Origin of the sequence: Quatrionicoccus australiensis (assembly GCF_020510425.1) — a bacterium.
Lineage (GTDB): Bacteria > Pseudomonadota > Gammaproteobacteria > Burkholderiales > Rhodocyclaceae > Azonexus > Azonexus australiensis_A.
Map to the genome: position 1 here is coordinate 3748380 of NZ_JAHBAH010000001.1, position 23035 is coordinate 3771414.

The window sequence follows — 23035 nt, forward strand, 5'->3', positions numbered from 1 at the left end:
CCCGATTCCGAAGGCCCGCCCGGTGCGGGCCTTTTTCATGGGACGGGCTGGATTTGAATACGCTGCAACAACTCAGGAATGGCGAACTGGCCGGCGCCCGCCGCCTGCAACTGAACTGCGGCCTGACGGAATTCCCGCGCGAGATCTTCACGCTCGCCGACTCGCTGGAAATCCTCGATCTCTCCGGCAATGCGCTGACCGCGCTGCCCGACGACCTGTCGCGCCTGCACAAACTGCGGGTGATTTTCTGCTCGAACAACCCGTTTACCGAATTGCCGGCCGTGCTCGGGCAATGCCCGCAGCTCGAAATGGTCGGCTTCAAGTCCTGCCGCATTGAGTCGGTGCCGGCCGCCGCGCTGCCGGAAAGGCTGCGCTGGCTGATCCTGACCGATAACGCGGTTGCCGAACTGCCGCCTGAAATCGGCCGCTGCACGCGCCTGCAAAAACTGATGCTGGCCGGCAACCGGCTGACCTCATTGCCGGCGGAACTCGCCGAATGTCGCAATCTCGAATTGCTGCGCATCGCGGCGAACCGGCTGACGCAACTGCCGGACTGGCTGTTTTCTCTACCGCGCCTGTCATGGCTGGCCTATGCCGGCAATCCTTTCTGCGAAAACCTGCCTTTTGTGGCGGTCGACCGTGTGGACTGGGCAAAATTGACCCTCGGCGAAAAACTGGGCGAGGGTGCTTCCGGCGTCATTCATCGTGCCGACTGGCAGGCCGGTGAAACGACGCAGCCGGTCGCGGTCAAGCTGTTCAAGGGCGCGCTGACCAGCGACGGCCTGCCGCAGAGCGAAATGCACGCCTGTCTGGCGGCCGGGGAACATCCCAATCTGATCCCGGTGCTCGGGCAGGTTGCCGATCATCCGGGCAATGTCGACGGCCTGGTCATGGCCCTGATCGGCCACGGCTTCAGGAATCTGGCCGGGCCGCCCAGCCTCGATTCCTGCACGCGCGACGTCTATGCCGCCGATGCCGCTTTCAGCCCGGATGCCGCGCTGCGCCTGGCACTGGGCATCGCTGCCGCGGCGGCGCATCTGCACGCGCAGGGCATCGCGCATGGCGATCTCTACGCCCACAACATCCTGCATCTGGCCGACGGTACGGCGCTGCTCGGTGATTTTGGTGCCGCGTCGCCGGTCGACCGCGGCGATGCGGCTCAGGCGCTGGCGCTGGAACGCATCGAGGTGCGCGCCTTTGGCTGCCTGCTCGAGGAATTGCTTGCCCGCTGCCGGCCAGCGGTCGACGCGGAAAAAACGGCAAAAATGCTCACTGTTTTGCAGCGCCGTTGCCTCGATGCAATCCCCGAACAGCGGCCATTGTTCGCTGAAATCGCCGCCGCGCTGGCCGCGGCCTGAGGTTCAGCCGTCGCTGAGCAGGCGCGCCCCGAGCAGCACGAAAACGCCGCCGGCAACACGATCCAGCCACAGCGCGAGGCGCGGGCTGCGCGCCAGGCGCTCGCCGATGCGGCCGGCAAACCAGCCGATGCCGGCGAAGACGAGTGCCGCCTGCAGCGTGAACAGCAGGCCCAATTGGACGATCTGCAGGCCGGCGTCGGCGCGCGCGTGATCGACGAATTGTGGCAGGAAGGCGAGAAAGAACAGCACGACCTTGGGATTGATGGCATTGGCGATCAATCCCTTGCGGAACAGCTGAACGTTGCTTTCCGGCGCGCCGGCCGGGGCCGTCGCACCGCTCGGGCGGGCGTTGCGGATGGCCTGGACGCCGAGCCAGACGAGGTAGAGGCCGCCGGCCGCCTTGAGCGCGGCAAAGGCCGACGGTGAGGCGGCGATCAGCGCGCTGATGCCGAGCGCGGCGAGCAGGGTGTGATTCAGGCAGCCGGCGGCGCAGCCCAGGCCGAAGGCGATGCCCTGGCGCCGGCCGCGCGCCATGCCGAGACTGAGCACGAGCAGGTTGTCGGGGCCCGGCGCGAGGGTGACCAGCAGCGCGGCTAGCAGGAGGCCGGCGGTCTGGGTCAGGGAGAGCAGCGCGTCCATGCCGGCGTTCAGTAGGCCGAGCGGTCGCTCAGCGCCTTTGCAATGAAATTGCGCCCGACGCGCGGTTTCGGCACGCGTTCGTCGAACCACGCCCGCACATCCTCATCCAGGCCGATGCCGTGCATGTAGTTGTAGAGCGCCTTGTTCAGCGCGCGGCCGAGGCTGTCGTGGTCGACGCCGGTCGGGTCGAAGAATTCGACGTCGTTGGTGGCGAAAGTGATCGGCGGCAGCGCCTTGAGCTTGATGCCGTACTCGGCCGGATTGAGGCCGACGGGAGAATGCACGGTGCACGCGAAGCGGTGGAAGAAGCCGGACTGGATGCAGCCCTCGGCGAACAGCTGCCGCACGTATTCGAGCGCATCGACCGTGTCCTGCACGGTTTGCGTCGGGAAGCCGTACATCAGGTAGGCGTGCACGAGAATGCCGGATTCGCTGAAAGCGCGCGTGACGCGGGCGACCTGATCGACCGAGACGCCCTTTTTCATCAGCTTGAGCAGCCGGTCGGAAGCGACTTCAAGGCCGCCGGAGACGGCGATGCAGCCGCTGTCGGCCAACTGGTTGCAGAGTTCCGGCGTGAAGGATTTCTCGAAGCGGATATTGCCCCACCAGGAAATCGCCCGGTTGCGCTTCTGCAATTCCTCGGCCATGGCCTTGAGTGCCTTGGGCGGCGCGGCTTCGTCGACGAAATGAAAGCCGCTCTGGCCGGTTTCGTCGATGATGGTTTCGATACGGTCGACCAGCGTTGTGGCGGCAATTCCGTCGTAACGGCCGATGTAGTCGAGGCCGACGTCGCAGAAACTGCATTTCTTCCAGTAGCAGCCGTGCGCCACGGTCAGCTTGTTCCAGCGCCCGTCCGACCACAGCCGGTGCATGGGGTTGAGCATGTCGAGCAACGACAGGTAGCGGTCGAGCGGCAGGCCGTCCCAGGTCGGCGTGCCGACTTCGGCGAAGGGCACGTCCGGTTCGCCGGTGGTGAAATAGCGGACCTGGCCGTCGACGCGCGTGAAGGTGCGGACCAGATTGAGGCGCGGCCGCTTGCCGGCGAGATGCTCAAGCAGCGCGATGATGGGCTGCTCGCCGTCGTCGAGCGTGACGTAGTCGAAATAATCGAAGACGCGTGCTTCCTTCAATTCGCGCAATTCGGTATTGACCCAGCCGCCGCCGAGCGCGACGACGATGTCCGGGTGCTGCGCCTTGATTGCCTGCGCCATGCGGAAAGCCGCATAGACGGAACCGGGGAAGGGCACGGAAACCAGCACCAGGCCGGGGCTGTGACGGTCGACGGCCGCTAAAGTGAGTTTTTCCAGCGTTGCATCGACCAGGGTTTTCGGCGCCGCCAGGGCGCGCGCCAGCGGCTCGAAAGTCGGCTGGCTGCGGGCCAGCGATTCGGCGTAGCGGACGAACTCGAAGCGCGAGTCGACGGCGTCGCGCAGCACGTCGGCGAGGTCGTCGAGGTAGAGCGTTGCCAGATGCCGCGCCCGGTCCTGCACGCCGAGCGAGCCGAAGGCCCAGGCCAGCGGGTCGCCGCCTTCGTCGTCGATGTAGTTGTCGAGCGAGGCGAAGCGCGGCCCTTCGGGGAGGAATTGTCGGCCGCAGATGCGATGCCCGATCGACGGGTCGCGCCCTTGCAAAAAAGCGACGGCCGGCGTGACGCTGGCCAGATAGCGTTCGAAATTGTCGACGAAGCAGTGCAGGCTGGGCGTGCGCTTCTTCGCCGGCAGGGCCAGCACCTTTGCATGCATGGCGCGCAGGCCGGCGGGCGAAAAGAGTTCGAGCACCAGTTGCAGCGCGATGTCCTCCTGCACCGCGTCGACGCCGCGCGAGCGCAGGAAGCCGGTCAGGTAGGCGGTGGACGGATACGGGGTGTTGAGTTGCGTCATCGGCGGGATGACGGCGAGGACGCGGATGTTGGTGGCGGGCATGGGGCGAATGATAGCAAGGGGCTGTAAAGCGCGTGACATCTTGGCGTGTTCCAATGCCCACCCCGATCACGCTTAATACTGTTTCACGATGCCCCGATTTCGTTTGGCCGGCACGACCTGCCGCAGCATTTTCCTCATTTTTTCCCTGTTGACCGTTGCGCACGCGCAGCCGTCGGTGGCCTCCGTGCCTGCCGTGCGCACGGCCGATGGCAGCCCGCTGGCGCAGGATATCGCCGCCGCCGGGCGGTTGCGCATGCAGTCGCAGCGTCTCGCCAAGCTCTACCAGCAGGCGGTGATGGGCCTCAACGCCACGCCGGCGCAGCAGCAGATCGCGCTGGCCGTCGGCGACGCCGACAGCGAGTTCGGCCGCCTCGCGCGTTACGGCAAGAAGCCTGCGATACAGCGCACCTGGTCGCGCAGCGATGCACTGTGGCAGGAATTGCGCGCGGTGCTGAAAAAGGCCCCGAATGCGGCGTCGACCGAGCGGGTCAATCAACTCGCCGACGAATTGATGCTGCACACCGGCAAGCTCGCCATGCAGATCGAGGCCGAGGCGGAAACGCCGGTCGGCCGGCTGCTCGACCAGTCGTCACGCCTCAACATGCTGGCCCAGCGTCTCGCCCGGCTTTACCTGCAGGCGCAGGGCGGCGACCGTTCGCAGGGCGTGCTGACCGACATCGAGCAGGCGCGCAAGGAATTTGCGACCGGCTTGCACGAACTTGATACGGCGCGCGAGAATTCATCGGTCAGCCGCGAGAACATCGCGCTGGCCCGGAATCAGTGGATTTTCTTCGACAGCGCGATCAGCCGCATGGGCAACGCCAGCCGTGACGGCAAGGCAGTACTCGATGTCGCGACGAGCAGCGAACGCATCGCCCAGGTGCTCGATGCGACCAGCGCGCAGTATGTGCGCGACTACGCCGAAACTTCGCGCGCCGCAAAATAAGGCTAGGCGGCGCGTCGACCGCTACGCCTAGCGCCCGAGCTTCTGGCGGATCGCCGGCAGCGCCGCCAGCGCGGCGCGCTCGCCTTCGAGCATGGCGTCGTGGCGGGCGGTGAAGTCCCAGGATTTGACGTAGGGCAGCTTGGGGCGGATGACGATGTCGGCATCGCGCATTTCGTTGCGGCCGATGACGCCGCCCATGATGGTCGTCGTCTGCCACAGGATGCTGCTCAGGCTGTCCACCGGTTGACCTTCCGGCTGGGCCGAAATATCGACGGCGATGACGAAATCGGCGCCCATCTCGCGTGCTGCCTGCACCGGTACCGGGCTGGTCAGGCCGCCATCGACATAGCTGTGGCCGCGGAATTGCGTCGGCTGGAAGACGCCGGGCACGGCGGCCGAGGCGCGTACCGCCATGCCGGTGTCGCCGGTGCGGAAGACGACGCGCTCGCCGGTCTTCAGGTCGGTGGCGACGGTGGCAAACGGCTTGCCGAGTTTTTCCAGCGGCCGGTTGTGCAGGTGCTGGTTGATGAAATCCTGCAGCGCTTCGCCCTTGAGCAGGCCGCGTCCGCCCAGTGTCCAGTCGGCGAAGATTTTCTCGTCGAGCTGCTGCGCGATTTTCTGCATCGCGAAGGCATCGTTGCCGGCCGCGTAGAGCGAGCCGACGACGGCGCCGGCGCTGGTGCCGACCACGTAGTCGGCGACGATGCCCTGCGACTCCAGCATCTTGATCACGCCGATATGGGCAAAGCCGCGCGCCGCACCGCCGCCCAGGGCGAGGCCGATTTTCAGCTTGCGCGGCGGGTCGACCGCTGTCGCCTGCGGTTTGCCGGGCTGCAGCGTGGTGCAGGCGCCAAGACAGAGCAGGGCGCCGGCGAGCAGGATGCGCCGGCGTGTTGCGGCGAGGGAGGAGATGATCTGAGCGGGCATGGGAGGGCGTGGTGAGTGGCAGGCGGCGATTTTCCCATGTTCGCCGGGCGGCTATGGTATCCGCTTGTGACGCCGGGTCATCTTGCCTGACCGGTGACCCGGGCCGGAGCCGGCTTTATTCCCAGGTGCTGCTGCTGTCGGTCATCGCTTCGAGCAGTTCGATTTCGCGGATGCGTACGGCCGTGCCCATGGCATGCGGTGCAAGTGTCCTCGGGAAGGCCGGAGCGTACCAGGTGCCGGTTTCGACGATGGCGTTGGCGCCCAGGCTGCGGGCTTGCTCACGCAGCATTCTGATCACGTCGTCCTTGTTGCCGAACCAGCGGGAGTACGCCCAGATCGATTCGATGACTTCGTAAGCACCGGAGGGCGGTAGCGACTTCCCGGTAACGAGGATCTTGTCGCCGCGCAGTGCCTGTTGTCCCAGGCTGTCGGCGCGGTAAGCCGGGGCGTAGGTCTGGGCTGCGGCGCCGCCGAGCGAAGCGGCGAACAGCAGGATGGCGAGGGCGGGGCTGAGCATGCGGGCGGCCATGGTGTTTCCTTTGCCGATGAGGAGGGAGCTGATCGTTTTTACCGTCATGCCGCGCATGATAGGGGAAAGCGGGAGGCACCAAAACCTCATGGCATGGAATTTACAGGATAAAGTTTGAAGTTGAATAACAGACTATGGAATCTGCCGCATGCCGCAAAAAGCCAGCGACCCCCACGTTTCGATCATCGGCCGGGTTTCGATCAGCCACTTGTTACTGGTGATCTTCCTGGTGGGTTTGCTGACCTCCTCGCTGGCGGTGTATTCGACCTTCGTTTCCTATCGCGTCGGCGCAGTCCGGGAAATGGCCAAGGCCGACGGTCAACGCATTTCGCACCTCGTTTTCGAGCACTTCTATTCGGTGATGCGCAAGGGTGCCAGTCGTGACGAGATCGACGATCTGGTGCATCACATCCAGAACCAGTTGCCCAATTACGAAGTGACGATCATTCGCGGCGAACCGGTCGTGCGTCAGTTCGGCGGCCGTCCCGGACAGACCGAACTGCGCGCCCATGACCCGGCGCTGCAGAGTGCCCTGAAAAGCGGCGACGAATATTCGGGATTCCTCGGCAACAATTTGCGCTACCTGTTCCCGGTGCGGGTCACCGGCGAGTGTGTCGCTTGCCATTCGCAGGCTGAGGTTGGCGAAGTCAATGGCGTGATTTCGGTCAGCGTGCCGCTGGCTGCGCTGGAAAAGCCGCTGGCCGCCTTTGCCTATCCGCTGATGTATCTGGCGCTGGGCCTGGTGATGACGCTGTTGCTGGTGATTTTTTTCGCCCTGCGCCGCCGGGTCAGTCAGCCGATTGTCGAGCTGGCCGGGCATGTTTCGGAAATTTCCGGCGCAGCTGATTTTTCGCGTGACGTGGTGCCGGGCGACGACTGGCCCAAGGAAATCCGTGGCCTGGCCGACAACTTCAACGGCCTGCTCGGGCAGGTACGCAATTCGCAGGCGCAATTGCGCGAGATCTCATTGCACGATCCCCTGACCGGACTGTTCAATCGTCGCCATTTCGATGCCGCCATCGAGCGCGCCAGTCAGGATGCGCAGGCGGGCGCGGCCGGGTTTTCGGTCCTGCTGATCGATCTCGATCGTTTCAAGTCGGTCAATGACGTGTATGGCCACGCGGCCGGCGATGCCGTGCTGATCAGCGTCGGCAAGTCGCTGACCAGCGTGGTCAGGGAAAGCGACCTGGCGGCGCGGATCGGGGGCGATGAGTTTGCCATCATCGCCTTGACGACGAGCTATGCCGAGGCGCTGGAACTGGCCGAGCGCGTGCGCCTGGCCATCGAAACGCCACAGATTCGCTTTGGCAGCGATCAGGTCACGGCCCGTTGCAGCATTGGCGTCGGCAGCTTCCCGGACAGCGGTTTGCGCGCTTCCGACCTGATGCATGCCGCCGATCTGGCGATGTATGCCGACAAGCAGGCGCGACGTGCTGCCGGCGCCGAAGCGGCAGTTATCTCACAACCAGGCTCAGTACCACTCGAGCAGTGAGACGCCGACGCCGTAGTAGTTGGCGCGGTGGTTGTAGTCGATCATGCTCTCGCCGTAGCCGGAGAACCATTGCAGATGACCGCGCAGTTCGCCGGCAATCGGGAAGGCGTAGTCGAGTTGCAGGGCGCCGCGCCCGTTGCGGCCGCCTTCCAGGTTGTGGCGCAGCAGCACGGAAAACTGCTGCTTGCCCCAGCTTTTGACCAGTTGCACATCGGCCCGGCCGAGATAGCTGGAAATGTCCGGATTGTCGTCGTTGGCGGCTTTTTCCGGAATCCGCCACCACGGGCGCAGGGTCAGCGTCCAGTCGTCCCTTTCCAGCGCCAGCGCGGCAATCACCCGGTTCCAACTGCGTGACAGCGGCAGCGAGCGGCCGTTTGACTGGTGATTGACGCCGAGCGAGACATAGCGCGCCCGCCAGCCGGCCAGGTTGTAGTCGGTGCGCCAGACCAGCATCGCTTCCGGCTCGTGGTTGGTCTCGCGGAAGGGGCGCGAACTGGCGCCGGTGTAAACCTGCCAGCGCGACGACTGGGTATAGCCGAACCACAGATCGCCATTGCTGCCGAAAATGTCTTCGTAAAGCTTGCTCTTCAGGCTGATCTGCAACTTGGCCTCGTTGCTGCTCAGATCGACATCTTCGCTGCTGTGGCCGGTCGCCGGTGAACTCGGTTTGCGGTTGGCGTTGGTCGCGTGGAACAGCGGCAGGGCATAGACCGGCTTGTACGGCCGGATGCGCAGGATGTGGCCGCGCTCGCCGGGATCGAGCTCCCAGGCCTTGCCGAGCAGGGAGTCGGCGCTTTCCTGCGGCGCGGCGGCTGGCGGCTTGAGGTTCGCAACGGTCGACGTTGCGGCAGGCGCCATTTCCGTCGGTATTTCCTTGTCCAGCCCGTCGTAACAGGCGAGGCGCTGGCCGGCATCGGCGATGCGCCGGCAGTCGGCGAGCGACTCGGCGCCGGCATGCGGTGCAGCCAGGACAAGAAGGGACAGCAGGCTCAGGCGATGAATGACGGGCATGGCGGAATCCGGCAGAACGATGACAGGGGCGGGCGTGAGCATGATAGGCAAGGTGCCGGTCAGGGCAAGTGATGCACGGCTCGCTTTACCCCTATTTACATTGTTCGGACTGATCTGTGTCAGGCGCAGGCGGGCAGCCAATGCCGGGCCATTGAGCCGTAATGTTTATTCCCAGGAACTGGCTTCGTCGACCAATGCTTCAAGAATTTTTGCATCCCTGATCCGGACCGCGATGCCGCTGCCGTGAGGAGCAACCTGGGCGGGAAAGGCCGGAGCCAGCCATACCCGGCTTTCGACAACCGCATTGGCACCGATCTCGCGCGCCTTTTGTCCGAGCAATTGCATTGCTGCTCCCGTGCCGCCGAACCAGCGCTTGTATACGCTGATCGGCCCGATGACCTCGAAATCGCCGCTGGCCGGCAGTTGATTGAAGGTAACAAGGACCTTGTCGGCATGTTCGCCAATCGATACCTGGTCGGACTGGGCGGCCGGTTCGGCCCAGGCCAGATTGGCAGCAAGCAGGGTGGCGGAAAAACAGGCTAGCGTTCGGGCGAGTACGGTCGGTTGCATCACAAATCCTCAGTTGGGTGGGGAGCGATATGCTGTTGCGGCCGAATGGCATCCGGCCCGCCGTGACGGTAGCAAGGCAATTAGCCAAATGCAATATGCATTTGGCTTTTGGTGCGAGCTGTTTCGACGTTTAGACGTCCGCTTCGACCAGGCCGCCGTCCTTTTCCATCCAGGCGCGACGGCCGGCGGCTTCGCCCTTGCCCATCAGCAGCGTGAAGGTGGCAGTCATTTCCTTGATCGTTTCGCGGCTGGCCTGGAAGGGCACCAAGCGGCGGGTATCCGGGCAGAGCGTGGTTTCCCAGAGCTGGTCCGGGTTCATTTCGCCGAGGCCCTTGAAGCGCGAGACGGTGATCTTGTTTTCCGAAACGCCTTCGTCGCGCAGCTTTTGCAGGGTTTGCAGCTTTTCCGCTTCGTCCAGGCAATAGACCTTGCGCGTGTGGCCGCGCGCCTCGACATCGACGCGGAACAGCGGCGGCTGCGCGACGTGGATGTGGCCGCGTTCGACCAGCGCCGGGAAGTGCTTGAGGAAGAGCGTGAACAGCAGCACCTGGATGTGCGAGCCATCGACGTCGGCGTCGGACATGACGATGATGCGGCCGTAGCGCAGGCCGGAAACGTCGACCGTGTCGATCTGCTCGATGCCGTGCGGATCAACGCCGACCGCTACGGAAATATCATGCACTTCGTTGTTCTTGAATAGCTGGTCGCGCTCGACTTCCCAGGTGTTGAGCACCTTGCCGCGCAAGGGCAAAACCGCCTGGGTTTCCTTGTCGCGGCCCTGCTTGGCGGAGCCGCCGGCCGAGTCGCCCTCGACCAGGAAAACCTCGTTGCGCGCGATGTCGTCGGATTCGCAATCGGTCAGCTTGCCGGGCAGGGTGGCGATGCCGGAGGATTTCTTCTTCTCGACCTTCTGCGTCGATTTCATGCGGTTCTGCGCCGCCTTGACCGCCAGCTCGGCGATCTTCTTGCCGAAATCGGCGTGGCTGTTCAGCCACAGCTCGAACGGGTCGCGCACCATCTGGGTGACCAGTTTGTAGGCGTCGCGCGAAGTCAGCTTTTCCTTGGTCTGGCCCTGGAATTGCGGATCGAGCACCTTGGCCGAGAGCAGGTAGGTCATGCGGCCGCAGACGTCTTCCTGCGCCAGTTTGACCTTGGCAGGCAGGATGGCGTGGTGTTCGGCGAAGGTCTTGACCGCCTCGAAGACGCCGGCTTTGAGGCCGGCTTCGTGCGTGCCGCCGTCCAGGGTCGGGATCAGATTGACGTAGCTTTCCGGCTTGCCGCCGCCTTCCTCGAACCAGGCCAGCGCCCAGGTGGCGCCTTCGCCGACCGCGAAACCGTTGGCCGTCTCGACATATTTCTCGCCGACGAAAATCGGCGCCACCGGCGTGCCGACCATCATTTCGTTGAGGTAGTCGGCCATGCCGTTCTGGTAGCACCAGACCTTCTTTTCCTGGCCTTCGATTTCCAGCTCGACGGTGACGTTGGGCATCAGCACGGCCTTGGAGCGCAGCAGATGCTCGAGTTGCGCCAGATTGACCTTGGGCGAATCGAAATACTTCGGGTTAGGCGCAATGCGCACGGTGGTGCCGGTATTGCGCTGGCCGACCTCACCGATGCGGGCGAGCGGCTCGACGACAAAACCGTCGGCGAAGACGATGCGGTGCACGCCGCCGCCGCGCTTGATTTCAACTTCCAGCCGGGTCGACAGCGCATTGGTCACGGAAACGCCGACGCCGTGCAGGCCGCCCGAGAAGCGGTAGGCGTTGCCCGATTCGGTCTTGTTGAACTTGCCGCCGGCGTGCAGCTTGCAGAAAACCAGTTCGACGGCCGGGCGGCCTTCTTCCGGGTGGATTTCGACCGGAATGCCGCGGCCGTTGTCGGAAACCTCGATGACGCCGTCGGCGCCGATGCGCACCGAAATCTTCTTGGCGTAGCCGGCCAGCGCCTCGTCGGCCGAGTTGTCGATGACTTCCTGGACGATGTGCGTCGGGCAGGTCGTCCTGGTGTACATGCCGGGGCGTTCCTTGACGGGCTCGAGATCTTTCAGGACGCGGATGGAAGAGGCGGAGTATTCAGTCATCGGTTTTCAAAAACAGGCAATTTTGGGTGTCGACCGCCTGGCGCAGCGGTCGACCGGATTCGGGGGCGGATTTTACCGTTTTGCGGCCTTGCCGAGTGCGTCGATCATCGCCTTGACGGCACGCGGCTGCACGCCGTCGCGCGTGTGATAGTCGGCGCCGGTGTAGCCCCACCAGTCCCAGCAGCCTTTCGGATTGAGCACCCACTTGCTGGAGCCGAAGGCGAAACCGTTGCGCGTTGCCGTTTGCGGGTAGAGCACGATCAGGCGATTGCTCGCCGCCCAGTGGTTGTAGCCGGCGCCCTCGATGAAGCGGCGGCCGACTTCGCCGACATTCTGGCGGCAGCCGTGGAAGGCGACGTGCACGCGGCAACCGCCGGCCTGGCAGGTTTTCGGCACGAAGGCATAGCCTTCCTCGGCCAGGCTGGCATCGGCGGCGCTGCCGTCGATAAAGGGGCGCTGGTCGAAGGCGACCAGCTCGCCGTCGCTGGCCGTGGTCGACGGCTGCAAGGGGCCGAGCAGGTGGGTCAGCAACTGGCCGGCCGCGTCGAAATCCTGGCAGCGGTTGATGAAGGGCGGATTCGAGGTGTTGCAGGCATTCGGCAGCGTATCGGCCACCGACGGCATGGCGTGGCCGGCGTCGGCCAGCTTGACGTAGCGCAGCGCGCCTTCCGGCAGCACTTCGCGATAGAAGGCGGCGAGCGTATCGACCACGGCCGGGGCGACGGTCTTATCGGCGCTGCCCGAGAACAGCCAGACGCGGTCATCGCGCAGGTTCTTCACCGGGTCGATCTTGCCGGCGGTTGCGAGCTTTTCGATGGTTTTCAGGGTGTCGACCGGTGCGGGCGGGGCATCCTTGCCGGTCGGCTCCATGCAGTTGGCGAGCGCCCGGCCAACGGCGCCTTCGGCACAGTAATAGGGGCCGGCCGCGAGCACGCCGGCGCCGCGCACCAGGCTGGAATAGGCGACTTCGAATTGCACGGCCATGTAGCCGCCGGAGGAAATGCCGGACACGGTGACGCCGGCGACGTTGGCGCCCAGGCTGGGCAGGGGCGGCGCGGCCTGAACACCGGTGGCGGCGAGGAGCAAGGCAAGAGCGCCGGCAGGGCGCAGCGGGAGGAATTTCATGACGTTGCGGACTCCGTGGCAGGCGTGGGCGGATGGCTATCCGGGCGGCGGCAGGATAACAGATGCCGGCCCGCCCGGCGGTCGACGTCTGGCGAACGGCATTTTTCTTTAGAATGGCGGCTTCGCCATCAACCGAATGCCCCCCATGGCCGGAGCCAGCCTGCTTGCCCTGTTAGACGACATTGCCACCATCCTCGACGATGTCGCGGTGATGACCAAGGTCGCTGCCCAGAAAACCGCCGGCGTGCTTGGCGACGATCTGGCACTCAATGCAGAGCAGGTGTCCGGCGTGCGCGCCGAGCGCGAGCTGCCCGTGGTCTGGGCGGTGGCGGTCGGTTCGCTGAAGAACAAGGCGATCCTGGTGCCGGCGGCGCTGGCGATCAGCAGCTTCATCCCGTGGGCGGTCATGCCGCTGCTGATGGTCGGCGGTTTCTACCTGTGCCTCGAAGGCGTCGAGAAACTCGCCCACAAATGGCTGCACAGCCCGGCCGAGGATCAGGCGCACCATGCCGAGGAACTGGCCGCGGTGGCCGACGAAAACATCGACCTCGCCGCCTTCGAGGCGGACAAGATCAAGGGCGCGATCCGCACCGACTTCGTGCTTTCTGCCGAAATCATCGTCATCGCGCTCGGCACCGTCGCCGGTCAGCCCTTTGCGGCGCAACTGGCGGTGCTGGTCGGCATCGCGCTGATCATGACGGTCGGCGTCTATGGTTTTGTCGCCGGCATCGTCAAGATGGACGATCTCGGCATGCACCTGCTGACCAAGCCGGGCAGCCTGCGCCAGACCATCGGCAAGGGCCTGCTGCTGACTGCGCCGAAACTCATGAAGGCGCTGACCGTGATCGGTACCGCCGCGATGTTCCTGGTCGGCGGCGGCATCCTGGCGCATGGCGTCGAGCCGCTGCATCACTTCATCGAGCACGTCGGCGAAGTGGTCGGCCTGTTCGGTGGCGTCGTCGCTGCCTTGTTGAATGCGCTGGTCGGCGTTGCCGGCGGGGCGCTGGCGCTTGCCGTGGTTAGCCTGGCCGGCAAGCTGGGTGGTCTTTTCAAGGGGCAAAAAGCATGAGCAAGGCACTGCGTCTGTCGGAAAAATGGTTCCGTTTCGGCCTCTGGCTGGTCGCCTTCGTCTTCGCCAGCTTCCTGATCGGCCTCGGCGGCACGGTCGTGGAAAACCTGCCGCAGGTCGAGCATCACTACACGCTGGAAGATTTCATCGACCGGCCGGCCGCCGATGCGGCGCGCGCCGCCATCCGGTCGACGCAGGAAACACGGCAAAATGCCGACGAGAAAATGGCGCAGGCGCAACTGCGCCTCAACACCGCCCGCGCCGATGCGGCGACGGCGCGCGACACCTTCAACAACTGGCTGGCGACGCGCCACGTCACGCAGCGCCCGGAGCAGGACCCGGAACTGCTCGCCCGCACGCGCCAGCTTGATGGCCTCAAGGCAGCCGAGCGGCAGGCACTGAACGGCGTCGAAGCGCAGCAGCAGATCCTGCTCGATGCGCAGCAGGCCGAAGCGCACGCCCAGCGCGACTTGCGCGAGCTGGAACGGGTGGCTGGCGAGCAGCTGACGACCGAATTGCGCAGCCAGGAATTGCGCGTCTTCGGCTATCGCCTGCTGCTGACGCTGCCCCTGCTCGGCATCGCCGGCTGGCTGTTCGCCAAAAAGCGGCAGAGCACTTACTGGCCGTTCGTCTGGGGCTTCATCTACTTCGCGCTGTTCGCCTTCTTCGTCGAGCTGGTGCCTTACCTGCCGAGCTACGGCGGCTATGTGCGCTACGTGGTCGGCATCGTCATCACCGTGCTGGTCGGGCGCTCGGCGATCATCGCGCTGAACCGCTACCTGGAGCGCCAGAAGCAGGCCGAGTCCATGCCCGATGTCGAACGGCGCAAGGAGCTGTCCTACGACACGGCGCTGGCTCGCCTCGCCAAGAAGGTCTGCCCCGGCTGCGAACGCCCGGTCGATCTGGCCAACACGGCGATCGACTATTGCCCGCATTGCGGCATCTGCCTGTTCGATCATTGTGGCAAGTGCGAGCAGCGCAAGAGCGCCTTTGCGCGCTTCTGCCACGCTTGCGGTGCCGCAGCGCGGGCCGCCGAATAAAACTCCGGTGGGCAGGCGGCAAAAGCCGATCTGCCTGCCTTGTCGCAGCAACTTCATTTCGAGACGGAACCGCATGTACCGGCAAGCAGGGCGCAGATTACTGGCGCTGATCAAGGCAGATCTGCAGCATTTGACGACCATCCAGTCGTCCGACCGGCGCTGGCAACTACCGCTTTATGCCGCGCTGGCCTCGGGGTTGCCGCTGCTGGTCGGCGCCTGGTTCGGGCATCTCGATTACGGGCTGATCTCGTCGCTGGGCGGGCTGGTCTTCCTCTATACGCCGAACACGCCGCTCGGGCATCGCATGGTGCAACTGATGGCCAGCGCCTTCGGCATGATCGCCTGCTATACCTTCGGGGTGCTCAGCCATTTCTTCCCGCCACTGATCGTGCTGGTGCTCAGCGGCATCGCCATCCTGGTCAGCATGATCTGCCGCTACTATCGCCTGAACCCGCCGGGCAGCCTGTTCTTCATCATGGCGGCCTCGATCGGCGCCTATACGCCGGTCGATATTCTCCTGGTGCCGCTGCAGGTCGGTTTGCTGACCATGGGCGCCTTGCTCGCCTGCATGATCGCCTTTTTCTACAGCATTCACACGCTGCGCTACCTGCCGCCCCAGCCGGTTGAGCCGTTGCCGCCGGCCAGCTTCGATTTTGTCGTTTTCGACTCGGTGGTGATCGGCACCTTCGTCGGCATATCGCTGCTGCTCGCGCATCTGCTGCAATTGCCGCGCCCTTACTGGGTGCCGGTCAGCTGTCTGGCGGTCATCCAGGGCATGAACATGCGCGCCGTCTGGACGCGCCAGGTGCACCGCATGGCCGGCACGGTATTCGGCCTGCTGCTCGCCTGGGCGCTGCTGCAACTGCCGCTCAATCCGTGGAGCGTTTCGCTGATGATGATGCTGCTCGCCTTCGTCATCGAAACCCTGGTCGTGCGTCATTACGGCCTGGCGGTGATCTTCATCACACCGCTCACCATCCTGCTCGCCGAAGCCGTCCAGCTCGGCCACGGTTCGCCCGAAGCCACCGTGCTCGCCCGCCTGATCGACACCGTGCTCGGCTGCCTGGTCGGCATCGCCGGCGGCGCCTGCCTGCACAGCCCGCGTTTCCGGGCAGTGGTGGGGGGCTGGATGCGGCGGCTGATTCCGCAGCGATTGGTTTCCTGAAGGGCGATGCGGTCGGGCTGACGTTGTCCAGGGGAAGTTCCTGCTCGTCAGATAGCTATCGCTTGAACAGACGCCGCACCCGGAAAGCTGCCGGGAAAGACAGCTTGTAGCCCAAACTCAGGTTTGTCGCTGATAGCGCTCGGCGGCGTGGGCCTGCCTGAGGTCCGACATCAGCCCCTGGCGGGCGTCATCCAGCGCGTCCCAGCGCTCGGCGACATGCAGCGGCGGGATGGTGACCAGTTCGCGGCGGTCGAAGCCGACCAGCGCCGCATCGACAAGTTCCTCCACTTCCATCACCTCGGGCAGGGTGTTGACGTCCATGCCGCCCTTTTTCCAGATCTCGGTACGGGTCGCCGCCGGCAGCACGGCCTGCACGTAAACGCCCTTGGGCGCCAGTTCGACATTGAGGCCCTGCGACAGGAAGAGCACGAAGGCCTTGCTGGCGCCGTAGATCGACATGCCGAACTCGGGCGCAAAACTGACCACCGAGCCTATGTTGACGATCGCACCAGTGCCGGACCGCACGAAGCGCGGCGCGACCGCTGCCGCGAGCCGCGTCAGCGCGGTGGTGTTTAGCGCGATCAGGCTTTCGATGCTCTCGGCGGTCTGCTCGAGAAAGCCCTTGGATTGGGGCACGCCGGCGTTGTTGATCAGGATGCCGATCCGGGCGTCGTCGCGCAGATGGCTTTCGATCACAGACAGGTCGTCGGACTTGGTCAGGTCGGCTGGCAGCACGTCGACGGCCACCTTGCATTCCGCGCGCAGGCGGGCGGCCAGGGCTTCCAGGCGCGCCTTGTCGCGCGCCACGAGGACGAGGTCGTGGCCGCGGCGGGCGAAGCGTTTGGCGTAGGTGGCACCGATGCCGCTGGAGGCGCCGGTGATGAGGACGGTGGGAAGGGGGGGCATGGTTGTTTTCCTTGGTTGGGGCTGCTGGGGGTCAAACATGGAGGGACGGTTGATTCATCCTGACGACTACCTTGCCCTTGGCGCGGCCCTGGGCCAGGTAGTCGAGGGCTTCCTTGGCCTGCTCGAAAGGAAACACCTTGTCGATCACGGGGCGGATGCGCTCCGCTTCGAGAAGCTTGCCGATTTCGGTGAGTTGAGCGCCATCGGGATGGGCGAAGAGAAATGAATAGGTGATGTCCCGATTTTTCGCCAGGCGCATGATCTTGCGGCTCATCAAGCCGAAGACGAAAGTCAGGAAGAAATTCAGCCGCCTGGCGCGAGCGAACGCAGCATCCAGTGGGCCGACGAGCGAGACGATCTTCCCCCCTGGCTTGAGAATGCCAATGGATTTTTCAATGATGTCGCCCTTGAGCGTGCCGAGCAGTGCATCGTAGCCGCGCAGCACCTGCTCGAATGCCTGCTTCTTGTAGTCGATGACCTCGTCGGCGCCCAGGCGCCGTACCAGTTCCACGTTGCCCGTGCTGGTGGTCGTTCCCACCTTGGCGCCCAGGTGCTTTGCCAGCTGGATCGCAAAGGTACCGATGCCGCCAGACCCTGCCGGGATGAATACCTTCTGGCCAGTTCGAAGATTGGCTCGTTCCTTCAGCGCCTGCCAAGAGGTAAGCCCGACCATGGGGATCGAGGCGGCCTGCACGAAATCCAGATTGGCTGGCTTTGGCGCGGCAGCGCTCTCAGGCACCACAGCGAACTCGGCGATCGCGCCCGTGCCCAGATCGAAGATGTTGGCGAAGATGGCGTCGCCAGCCTTGAAGCGGGTCACGTCACGGCCTACCTCGATGACCACGCCGGCCAGATCGCTGCCCAGCGTGGCCGGAAGCTGGAAGTGCAGGACCGGTTTGAACATCCCCGTCATGATCATGTTGTCGACCGGGTTAACGCTGGCCGCGTGGACTTGTACAAGCAGTTCGTTGGCCTTTGGTACTGGGCGGGGAATGTTGTCGAACCCGATGTCGGGCGACTTGCCGTAGCGTTTGAAGGTGAGGGCTTTCATGATTTGGCTTTTCATCTCGGGGCTTTCGTTGTTGTTCGATCAGTTGGCAAGGAAATCCAGAACCTCTGACACAAAGGCCTGGTGATGCTGAAAGACGCCGCCGTGTCCCGAATCCGGATAGATTGTCAGGCGGGCGTTGGGCAGACGGCGCGCCATGTCCGCCGATAGGCTGCTGGCGACCATCAAGTCGTGGTCGCCGTTGGCGACGAGAACCGGTTGGGTGATGCGGGAGAAATCGTCGGGTTCGCCCAGGCCGGCGGTTTTGATGGCTTCGAGCTGGGCGCGCCTGGCCTGCAGCGAAATTGGCCGGTCGCGGTCCTTGGTCCGCTCCTTGAGCGCGGCGAAGTAAGCTCGTGCGGCATGCTTGCCTGCCAGCGTGCGGGGGAAGAACAGGAAATTCCGCGCATCGCTCCAGGTCAATGCCGACTTGAGATAAGCAAGGGCAGCAACCTTGTTGATCTCCTCAATCCCGCCGCCACCCTTTGGCCCCGTGCCGGCAAGGACCATCCGCCGGACGAGGTCGGGGGCCTGCAAAGCCACCATTTGCGCCACACCGCCGCCCAGCGAAAAACCGAGAAGGTCGACCTGCTGGTAGCCCAATGCCCTAATGAAGGCGATGGCGTCGCGCCCCATCTCTTCGATTGTGCGCGGCACCGAACCGCCCGAGCCGCCGACGCCGCGATTGTCGAAAGCGATCACCCGACGTTGTGCGGCGATGCCGTCGATGACCCGCGGATCCCAATCGTCGAGTACGGCCATCAAATGATGCAGAAAGACTACCGGCACGCCGGAAGTCGGGCCGAGTTCCCGATAGACGAAAGGCACGCCATTCACGTCGATGCGGCGGGTCGGTACATCTTTCCACTTCACGCTACTCATTTTTCGCTCCTCAAAGTCGGCTGGGAAATCATTCATCATTCAAGGCGCCAGATCGCTGGATCGGCGGTCGCCAAAGTGTTACTATCAATTTGAAACGAACAATACTATCAATTTGATATCAAGTCACTACCAAAACGATATGAACGACGATAAAGTTTCCAATGAGCCCTGTCCGATCGCGCGCAGCGTGGCTTTCGCCGGCGACGCATGGAGTCTCTTGATCCTGCGCGATGCCCATGCCGGCCTGGCGCGCTTCGACCAGTTCCGGAAAAGCCTGGGCATCGCCCCGACGATGCTGACCCGGCGGCTGGCGACTTTGACGGAGGAGGGCTTACTCGAGAAACGGCGCTACTCGGAGCACCCGCCGCGTGAGGAATATCTGCTGACCGTGGCCGGTCGCGATTTTCTGCCTGTGCTGTTCATGATTGGGGAATGGGGGCGTCAATACCGGGGCGGCGGCAATCTGGTTCGCTTTTTCGATGCTGAAAATGGAACGGAGATCAAAGCGGTGGCCGTGGATGCAGTGACCGGGGCGAAGATCGGGACGCGTCCGATACGCACGGTTATGCCGGATGAAAGCTGAGCGATGATTTGACCGGTCAGGTCGGTATTGGCTGAGCCGATTCACTTCGCCAGGCTGGTTACCTTGCCAAGCTTGCTATCGAGAGCACTGACTGGCCAAAAGGCAGGCCTGTTTTTGGTCGGGAGCGAGCGCTGAGTTTTCTTACCTGCCTTGCAGCAGGCCAAGGGAGGAAGGTCAGTAACTGGCTCCAGCCCTGATCCTCTCAAGCAAGCCTCAATGAATCTGGTTCGCCACCGCCCAAACCGCCGCTTCGACGCGCGAGCGGAACTTGAGTTTCTTAAGCAGGTTGCGGATGTGTACCTTGACCGTGCTTTCCATGATGTCGAGTTCGCGGGCGATCAGTTTGTTTGATTTGCCGACGGCCAGGCATTTCAGGATGGCGGTTTCGCGTTCGGTCAGGTTGGCGGCGTTGCGGCTGTCGACGACGCTTTCCTGACGCAGCGCGGTGGCGAGCAGGCTGGTCAGCTCCGGGCTGATCGCGTTCTGGCCTTTCATCACGTTGCCGATCAGGCTGAGCATGTCGGCCGGGTCGTTGTCTTTCAGGATGTAGCCGTCGGAGCCGGCGCGGATGGCGGCGATCAGGTCTTCCGGGGCGTTCGAGACGGTGAGGATGATGATGCGTGCGTCGATCTCGTGGTCGCGCATGGTGCGCAGGGTTTCCAGGCCGTTCATGCCCTTCATGTTGAGATCGAGCAGGATCAGGTCGGGGTCGAGTTCGCGGGCGCGGGCGATGCCTTCCTGGCCGCTCGCCGCTTCGCCGACCACCGCGTAGCCGCTTTCGAGTTCGAGCAACTGGCAGACGCCGCGGCGGAACAGGGGATGGTCGTCGATGACCAGGACGCGGGTGATATCGGGCATGGGGTTCCTCAGAGAGTAGGCTGGCGGTAGCTTTGCGGGCGGAAACTGAGCGTGATCGCGGTGCCCTGGCCGAAGCCGGTGTTGATCGACAGTTCGCCGCCGAGGATCAAGGCGCGGTCGCGCATGATGCTGGTGCCGAAATGGTTGGCGGGGATGCGTTCCGGGTCGAAGCCGCGGCCGTTGTCGGCAATGCGAACGCTGACCGCATGTTCGTCGTCGACGCGGATGTCCACACTGGCCATCTTCGCGCCGGCATGGCGTTCGATGTTGCTGAGCGCTTCGCGGATGACCCGGATGACGTGCATTTCCTCGTTGCCGGTCAGCACGATGCCGGACAGCGCATTGTCGAGACGGATGGCAAAGCCGAGTTTGTCCGAGAATTCGGCGATGGTTTCCTGCAGTGCCGCGTTGAAGCCGCGCTCGTCGATGCGCAGGCGGAAAGTGGTGATCAGTTCGCGCAGTTCGCGGTAGGCCGAGCTGAGGCCGTTCTTCAGTTCCTGGGCGATGGCGTAGGCGTCGGTGGCCGGGTCGATGTTCTTTTCCAGGCGGGTGACCTGGATTTTCAGGTAACTCAGTGACTGGGCGATCGAGTCGTGCAGTTCGCGGGCGATGGCCGAACGCTCCTCAAGCACGGCGAGACGGTGTTTTTCCTCGGCGCGGCGCATGTTGGAGAGGGCGTTCGAGACATGGTGGCCGACCGTTTCGATGATGCGCGCCTTGTCGCGCGGCAGCGCGGCGCCGGGCTTGAGGAAGATGGGCATGGTGCCGCGCAGTTTCTCGCTGTCGCCGATCGGCAGGAAGAGGATCTGTTGCGTCGTCGGGTCGGCTGCCGCGGCCTGTTCGGCGAGCGGTTGCTGGGCGCGTTCAAAACACTGCCCGCAATCGTGTTGACCGCATAGCGCCTGCAATTCGTCCGGCGTCAGATCGCCGAGTACCGGGTGCGCCGGCAACTGGCCGTTCTCGCTGATGCAAACCATGCTGTGGCCGAGTTCGAGGGCACTTTCGACTTCCTGCAGGATGGCCTGGATCATGTCCAGCTTGAGGTCGCTGGCCGATAGCTGCTGGCTGGTCCGGTACAGCAGTTCCAGCGAGCGGTTGCTGCGGGTCAGCTCCTCCGTCTTTTCCTCGACCTTGTCTTCGAGGTGGGCGTACATGTTGGCGATTTCGCCGATCATGGTGTTGAAGGCGCGCCCCATCTGGCCCAATTCATCGCTGGTGACATGCTGGACGCGCACGGTAAACGCGCCCTGCGACACGGTTTTCGCCGCCTTGAGCAGTTCGGCGAGGGGCAGTACCAGCTGCCGGCGCAGCATCCAGGTGGTGACCAGGCTGAGCAGGACGATGATCGCGAGCAGCACGAATTGCGTGGCGCGCAGGAAATTGACCTTGCGCTCGAGATCTTCCTCGATCAGTTGCACCACCAGGTCGATCTGGCCGACGAAGACCGGCACGTCCTGCGCCATTTCGTTGAGCGCATCGGCGTTGCCTTCGGTGGCGGCGCGTGCCAGCGGCCGAATGCTGGCCTGCCAGTGCGCGATGACCACGCCAATCGCGGCATCGAGCGCCAGGTTGTCGGCCGACTTGGCCTTGATGAAGCGGTCCAGGCTGTTCAGGCGACGTTCGAACAGGTCGACGGTATCGAGCGCCTGGCGCCGCTTGTCCGGCTGCTGTACCTCGCTCAGGGTGCGGAAGCTCAGCATGCGCAGCGAACCGGAGAGATTGATCGCGTTGGCCTTGCCGCTGATGTTGTCGGCAATCGCCGTGGACATCACGATGGAAATGAAGGAGAGCAGGGCGAGCGTACCCATCGCGATGCCGAGCCGGGCCAGCACCGAATCGCGCAGGGCATGGGAGATGGATTTGAAGAAGGTCGTCATGGTGTGTATTGCGGCTTACCCCGGCTGGCGTTGTGGGTATTGCCCAAAGGCGGCACCCGGCGCGGCGTGTTTTTACATGGCCTTGATTTTACGTGGAAAGGCCTGTGCCAGCGGGGCGAATCATCTACCGCTTTGGAGGTAGGGCGCGTAGCGGTCGACGCTTATTACCCCCTGTTTTTCAAGGAAATGCCTCCCTATGATGCAGCTCAGATCATTCAAGGGGCAGTCAAGGTGCAAGTTTCCCGCCGCGCATTTCTCGGGGTTCGCCACAACGGCAGTGGCGATGTCATGCGCCCGCCTTGGGCGCTGGCCGAGGCGGCTTTCCTGGAAAACTGCACGCGTTGCGACGCCTGTATCGATGCCTGTCCGACCCACCTGTTGCTCAAGGGCAGCGGCGGTTTCCCCGAAGCCGATTTCACGCCGGGGCGTGCTCCTGCCGGTTGCACCTTCTGCGGCGACTGCCTGAGCGCCTGCCGCGATGGTGCCCTGAAAAAAATCGACGGGCAGGCCGCCTGGTCCTTGCTGCCGGTTTTCGCCAAAACCTGTCTGGCCGTCCTCAATGTCGTCTGCCGCACCTGCGGCGAAGCCTGCGAAGCGCGGGCGATCAGCTTTCCGCCGCGTCTCGGCGGCGTCTCCCTGCCGCAACTCGATGTTGCCGCCTGCACCGGCTGCGGCGCCTGCCTGGCCGATTGCCCGACGCAGGCGATCGCCATGCTCCCCGATTCCTCTCGTTCCATTGCCACGCAAGGTGCCGCATGAAGATTATCAGTCTGGTTCTGAAATATTTCCCGGCTCGCGCCGAACAGGTCAAGGCGGGGGTGGAAGCCGTTGCCGGCGCCGCCGTCGCGCATGACGACGGTGCGGGACGAATGATTGTTGTCGTCGAGGATGGCGAGGGTTACGCCGTCTCCGACTCGATTATCCAGGTCCATCAGGTGGCCGACATCATGTCGGTGACTTTGGCTTACGAATACAGCGACGAAGCGCTTGCTCTTGAGGAGGTTTGAC

The 23035-nt window shown here is 64.0% G+C and carries 22 protein-coding genes; 9 read left to right on the top strand and 13 right to left on the bottom strand.

The window, feature by feature from the left end:
• Positions 1-53: 53 nt before the first annotated feature.
• Entirely contained in the window at positions 54-1358 is a 1305-nt protein-coding gene (locus KIG99_RS17860; protein ID WP_226461386.1) for a leucine-rich repeat-containing protein kinase family protein, read from the top strand.
• A gap of 3 nt (positions 1359-1361) precedes the next feature.
• Here the strand turns inward: KIG99_RS17860 and KIG99_RS17865 are convergent, their stop codons facing one another.
• Both KIG99_RS17865 and KIG99_RS17870 read right to left on the bottom strand, forming a co-directional pair.
• Entirely contained in the window at positions 1362-1997 is a 636-nt protein-coding gene (locus KIG99_RS17865; protein ID WP_226461387.1) for a LysE family translocator, read from the bottom strand.
• Positions 1998-2005: 8 nt separating this feature from the next.
• Positions 2006-3919: a B12-binding domain-containing radical SAM protein gene (locus KIG99_RS17870; RefSeq protein WP_226461388.1), complete on the bottom strand. Its 1914-nt coding sequence runs from the start codon at positions 3917-3919 to the stop codon at positions 2006-2008.
• A gap of 88 nt (positions 3920-4007) precedes the next feature.
• Between KIG99_RS17870 and KIG99_RS17875 the strand changes: the two genes are divergently transcribed.
• Complete coding sequence (locus KIG99_RS17875; protein ID WP_226461389.1) at positions 4008-4865, top strand: type IV pili methyl-accepting chemotaxis transducer N-terminal domain-containing protein; 858 nt, start codon at positions 4008-4010, stop codon at positions 4863-4865.
• 27 nt (positions 4866-4892) lie between these two features.
• On the opposite strand, the gene KIG99_RS17880 is transcribed toward KIG99_RS17875, so the two are convergent.
• Positions 4893-5792, bottom strand: a complete 900-nt coding sequence (locus tag KIG99_RS17880; protein WP_226461390.1) for a patatin-like phospholipase family protein — start codon at positions 5790-5792, stop codon at positions 4893-4895.
• A 115-nt stretch (positions 5793-5907) separates the two neighbouring features.
• Positions 5908-6321 carry a hypothetical protein gene (locus KIG99_RS17885; protein WP_226461391.1) on the bottom strand — a complete coding sequence of 138 codons (414 nt, stop codon included), beginning with the start codon at positions 6319-6321 and terminating at the stop codon, positions 5908-5910.
• Positions 6322-6469: 148 nt separating this feature from the next.
• Between KIG99_RS17885 and KIG99_RS17890 the strand changes: the two genes are divergently transcribed.
• Positions 6470-7813 carry a diguanylate cyclase gene (locus tag KIG99_RS17890; protein WP_226461392.1) on the top strand — a complete coding sequence of 448 codons (1344 nt, stop codon included), beginning with the start codon at positions 6470-6472 and terminating at the stop codon, positions 7811-7813.
• Here KIG99_RS17890 and KIG99_RS17895 read toward each other — a convergent pair.
• The 4 genes from KIG99_RS17895 to KIG99_RS17910 all read right to left on the bottom strand — a co-directional run bounded on the left by KIG99_RS17895 (position 7793) and on the right by KIG99_RS17910 (position 12599).
• Positions 7793-8824, bottom strand: coding sequence for a phospholipase A (locus KIG99_RS17895; protein WP_226461393.1), 1032 nt, complete (start codon positions 8822-8824; stop codon positions 7793-7795). The genes KIG99_RS17890 and KIG99_RS17895 overlap by 21 nt on opposite strands.
• A gap of 165 nt (positions 8825-8989) precedes the next feature.
• Entirely contained in the window at positions 8990-9394 is a 405-nt protein-coding gene (locus KIG99_RS17900) for a hypothetical protein (RefSeq protein WP_226461394.1), read from the bottom strand.
• A gap of 130 nt (positions 9395-9524) precedes the next feature.
• Complete coding sequence (parE, locus tag KIG99_RS17905; RefSeq protein WP_226461395.1) at positions 9525-11474, bottom strand: DNA topoisomerase IV subunit B; 1950 nt, start codon at positions 11472-11474, stop codon at positions 9525-9527.
• Between the two features lie 72 nt (positions 11475-11546).
• Positions 11547-12599 (bottom strand): extracellular catalytic domain type 2 short-chain-length polyhydroxyalkanoate depolymerase, encoded by a 1053-nt coding sequence (locus KIG99_RS17910; RefSeq protein WP_226461396.1) that lies wholly within the window; start codon positions 12597-12599, stop codon positions 11547-11549.
• A gap of 145 nt (positions 12600-12744) precedes the next feature.
• Between KIG99_RS17910 and KIG99_RS17915 the strand changes: the two genes are divergently transcribed.
• The 3 genes from KIG99_RS17915 (at position 12745) to KIG99_RS17925 (ending at position 15873) form a co-directional block, all read left to right on the top strand.
• The gene (locus tag KIG99_RS17915; RefSeq protein WP_226461397.1) at positions 12745-13668 is read left to right on the top strand and encodes a DUF808 domain-containing protein; all 924 of its coding nucleotides are present in this window, start codon (positions 12745-12747) and stop codon (positions 13666-13668) included.
• Complete coding sequence (locus KIG99_RS17920; RefSeq protein ID WP_226461398.1) at positions 13665-14708, top strand: serine endopeptidase; 1044 nt, start codon at positions 13665-13667, stop codon at positions 14706-14708. The genes KIG99_RS17915 and KIG99_RS17920 overlap by 4 nt, the downstream gene beginning before the upstream one ends.
• A 73-nt stretch (positions 14709-14781) precedes the next feature.
• Positions 14782-15873: an FUSC family protein gene (locus KIG99_RS17925; RefSeq protein WP_226461399.1), complete on the top strand. Its 1092-nt coding sequence runs from the start codon at positions 14782-14784 to the stop codon at positions 15871-15873.
• Positions 15874-15990: 117 nt separating this feature from the next.
• On the opposite strand, the gene KIG99_RS17930 is transcribed toward KIG99_RS17925, so the two are convergent.
• Genes KIG99_RS17930 through KIG99_RS17940 form a run of 3 tightly spaced genes read right to left on the bottom strand, consistent with a single transcriptional unit; the run spans position 15991 to position 18748 of the window.
• On the bottom strand, positions 15991-16779 hold the full coding sequence (locus KIG99_RS17930; RefSeq protein WP_226461400.1) for an SDR family NAD(P)-dependent oxidoreductase: 789 nt from the start codon (positions 16777-16779) through the stop codon (positions 15991-15993).
• Between the two features lie 31 nt (positions 16780-16810).
• Positions 16811-17845 (bottom strand): NADP-dependent oxidoreductase, encoded by a 1035-nt coding sequence (locus tag KIG99_RS17935; protein ID WP_226461401.1) that lies wholly within the window; start codon positions 17843-17845, stop codon positions 16811-16813.
• Positions 17846-17869: 24 nt separating this feature from the next.
• Positions 17870-18748, bottom strand: a complete 879-nt coding sequence (locus tag KIG99_RS17940; RefSeq protein WP_226461402.1) for an alpha/beta fold hydrolase — start codon at positions 18746-18748, stop codon at positions 17870-17872.
• A 100-nt stretch (positions 18749-18848) separates the two neighbouring features.
• Between KIG99_RS17940 and KIG99_RS17945 the strand changes: the two genes are divergently transcribed.
• The gene (locus KIG99_RS17945; protein ID WP_226461403.1) at positions 18849-19292 is read left to right on the top strand and encodes a winged helix-turn-helix transcriptional regulator; all 444 of its coding nucleotides are present in this window, start codon (positions 18849-18851) and stop codon (positions 19290-19292) included.
• A gap of 213 nt (positions 19293-19505) precedes the next feature.
• Here the strand turns inward: KIG99_RS17945 and narL are convergent, their stop codons facing one another.
• Together narL and KIG99_RS17955 are read right to left on the bottom strand one after the other, a co-directional pair.
• Entirely contained in the window at positions 19506-20150 is a 645-nt protein-coding gene (narL, locus tag KIG99_RS17950; protein WP_226443323.1) for a two-component system response regulator NarL, read from the bottom strand.
• Positions 20151-20158: 8 nt separating this feature from the next.
• Positions 20159-22027: a histidine kinase gene (locus KIG99_RS17955; protein WP_226461404.1), complete on the bottom strand. Its 1869-nt coding sequence runs from the start codon at positions 22025-22027 to the stop codon at positions 20159-20161.
• A gap of 288 nt (positions 22028-22315) precedes the next feature.
• Here KIG99_RS17955 and napF point away from each other — a divergent pair, with 288 nt between their 5' ends.
• On the top strand, positions 22316-22786 hold the full coding sequence (gene napF / locus KIG99_RS17960) for a ferredoxin-type protein NapF (protein WP_226461405.1): 471 nt from the start codon (positions 22316-22318) through the stop codon (positions 22784-22786).
• Positions 22783-23034, top strand: coding sequence for a chaperone NapD (locus KIG99_RS17965; RefSeq protein ID WP_226461406.1), 252 nt, complete (start codon positions 22783-22785; stop codon positions 23032-23034). The genes napF and KIG99_RS17965 overlap by 4 nt, the downstream gene beginning before the upstream one ends.
• The last annotated feature ends 1 nt before the right edge of the window (position 23035 follow it).

What these genes read in the sequence shown, in the direction of transcription:
- KIG99_RS17940 (WP_226461402.1), bottom strand. Translation starts at nt 18,748, where the DNA reads ATGATGAATGATTTCCCAGCCGACTTTGAGGAGCGAAAAATGAGTAGC.
- KIG99_RS17945 (WP_226461403.1), top strand. Translation starts at nt 18,849, where the DNA reads ATGAACGACGATAAAGTTTCCAATGAGCCCTGTCCGATCGCGCGCAGC.
- KIG99_RS17875 (WP_226461389.1), top strand. Translation starts at nt 4,008, where the DNA reads ATGCCCCGATTTCGTTTGGCCGGCACGACCTGCCGCAGCATTTTCCTC.
- KIG99_RS17895 (WP_226461393.1), bottom strand. Translation starts at nt 8,824, where the DNA reads ATGCCCGTCATTCATCGCCTGAGCCTGCTGTCCCTTCTTGTCCTGGCT.
- KIG99_RS17925 (WP_226461399.1), top strand. Translation starts at nt 14,782, where the DNA reads ATGTACCGGCAAGCAGGGCGCAGATTACTGGCGCTGATCAAGGCAGAT.
- KIG99_RS17885 (WP_226461391.1), bottom strand. Translation starts at nt 6,321, where the DNA reads ATGGCCGCCCGCATGCTCAGCCCCGCCCTCGCCATCCTGCTGTTCGCC.
- KIG99_RS17920 (WP_226461398.1), top strand. Translation starts at nt 13,665, where the DNA reads ATGAGCAAGGCACTGCGTCTGTCGGAAAAATGGTTCCGTTTCGGCCTC.
- KIG99_RS17880 (WP_226461390.1), bottom strand. Translation starts at nt 5,792, where the DNA reads ATGCCCGCTCAGATCATCTCCTCCCTCGCCGCAACACGCCGGCGCATC.
- KIG99_RS17910 (WP_226461396.1), bottom strand. Translation starts at nt 12,599, where the DNA reads ATGAAATTCCTCCCGCTGCGCCCTGCCGGCGCTCTTGCCTTGCTCCTC.
- KIG99_RS17965 (WP_226461406.1), top strand. Translation starts at nt 22,783, where the DNA reads ATGAAGATTATCAGTCTGGTTCTGAAATATTTCCCGGCTCGCGCCGAA.
- KIG99_RS17935 (WP_226461401.1), bottom strand. Translation starts at nt 17,845, where the DNA reads ATGAAAAGCCAAATCATGAAAGCCCTCACCTTCAAACGCTACGGCAAG.
- KIG99_RS17930 (WP_226461400.1), bottom strand. Translation starts at nt 16,779, where the DNA reads ATGCCCCCCCTTCCCACCGTCCTCATCACCGGCGCCTCCAGCGGCATC.
- KIG99_RS17955 (WP_226461404.1), bottom strand. Translation starts at nt 22,027, where the DNA reads ATGACGACCTTCTTCAAATCCATCTCCCATGCCCTGCGCGATTCGGTG.
- parE (WP_226461395.1), bottom strand. Translation starts at nt 11,474, where the DNA reads ATGACTGAATACTCCGCCTCTTCCATCCGCGTCCTGAAAGATCTCGAG.
- narL (WP_226443323.1), bottom strand. Translation starts at nt 20,150, where the DNA reads ATGCCCGATATCACCCGCGTCCTGGTCATCGACGACCATCCCCTGTTC.
- KIG99_RS17870 (WP_226461388.1), bottom strand. Translation starts at nt 3,919, where the DNA reads ATGCCCGCCACCAACATCCGCGTCCTCGCCGTCATCCCGCCGATGACG.
- KIG99_RS17865 (WP_226461387.1), bottom strand. Translation starts at nt 1,997, where the DNA reads ATGGACGCGCTGCTCTCCCTGACCCAGACCGCCGGCCTCCTGCTAGCC.
- KIG99_RS17915 (WP_226461397.1), top strand. Translation starts at nt 12,745, where the DNA reads ATGGCCGGAGCCAGCCTGCTTGCCCTGTTAGACGACATTGCCACCATC.
- KIG99_RS17890 (WP_226461392.1), top strand. Translation starts at nt 6,470, where the DNA reads ATGCCGCAAAAAGCCAGCGACCCCCACGTTTCGATCATCGGCCGGGTT.
- KIG99_RS17900 (WP_226461394.1), bottom strand. Translation starts at nt 9,394, where the DNA reads ATGCAACCGACCGTACTCGCCCGAACGCTAGCCTGTTTTTCCGCCACC.
- napF (WP_226461405.1), top strand. Translation starts at nt 22,316, where the DNA reads ATGCGCCCGCCTTGGGCGCTGGCCGAGGCGGCTTTCCTGGAAAACTGC.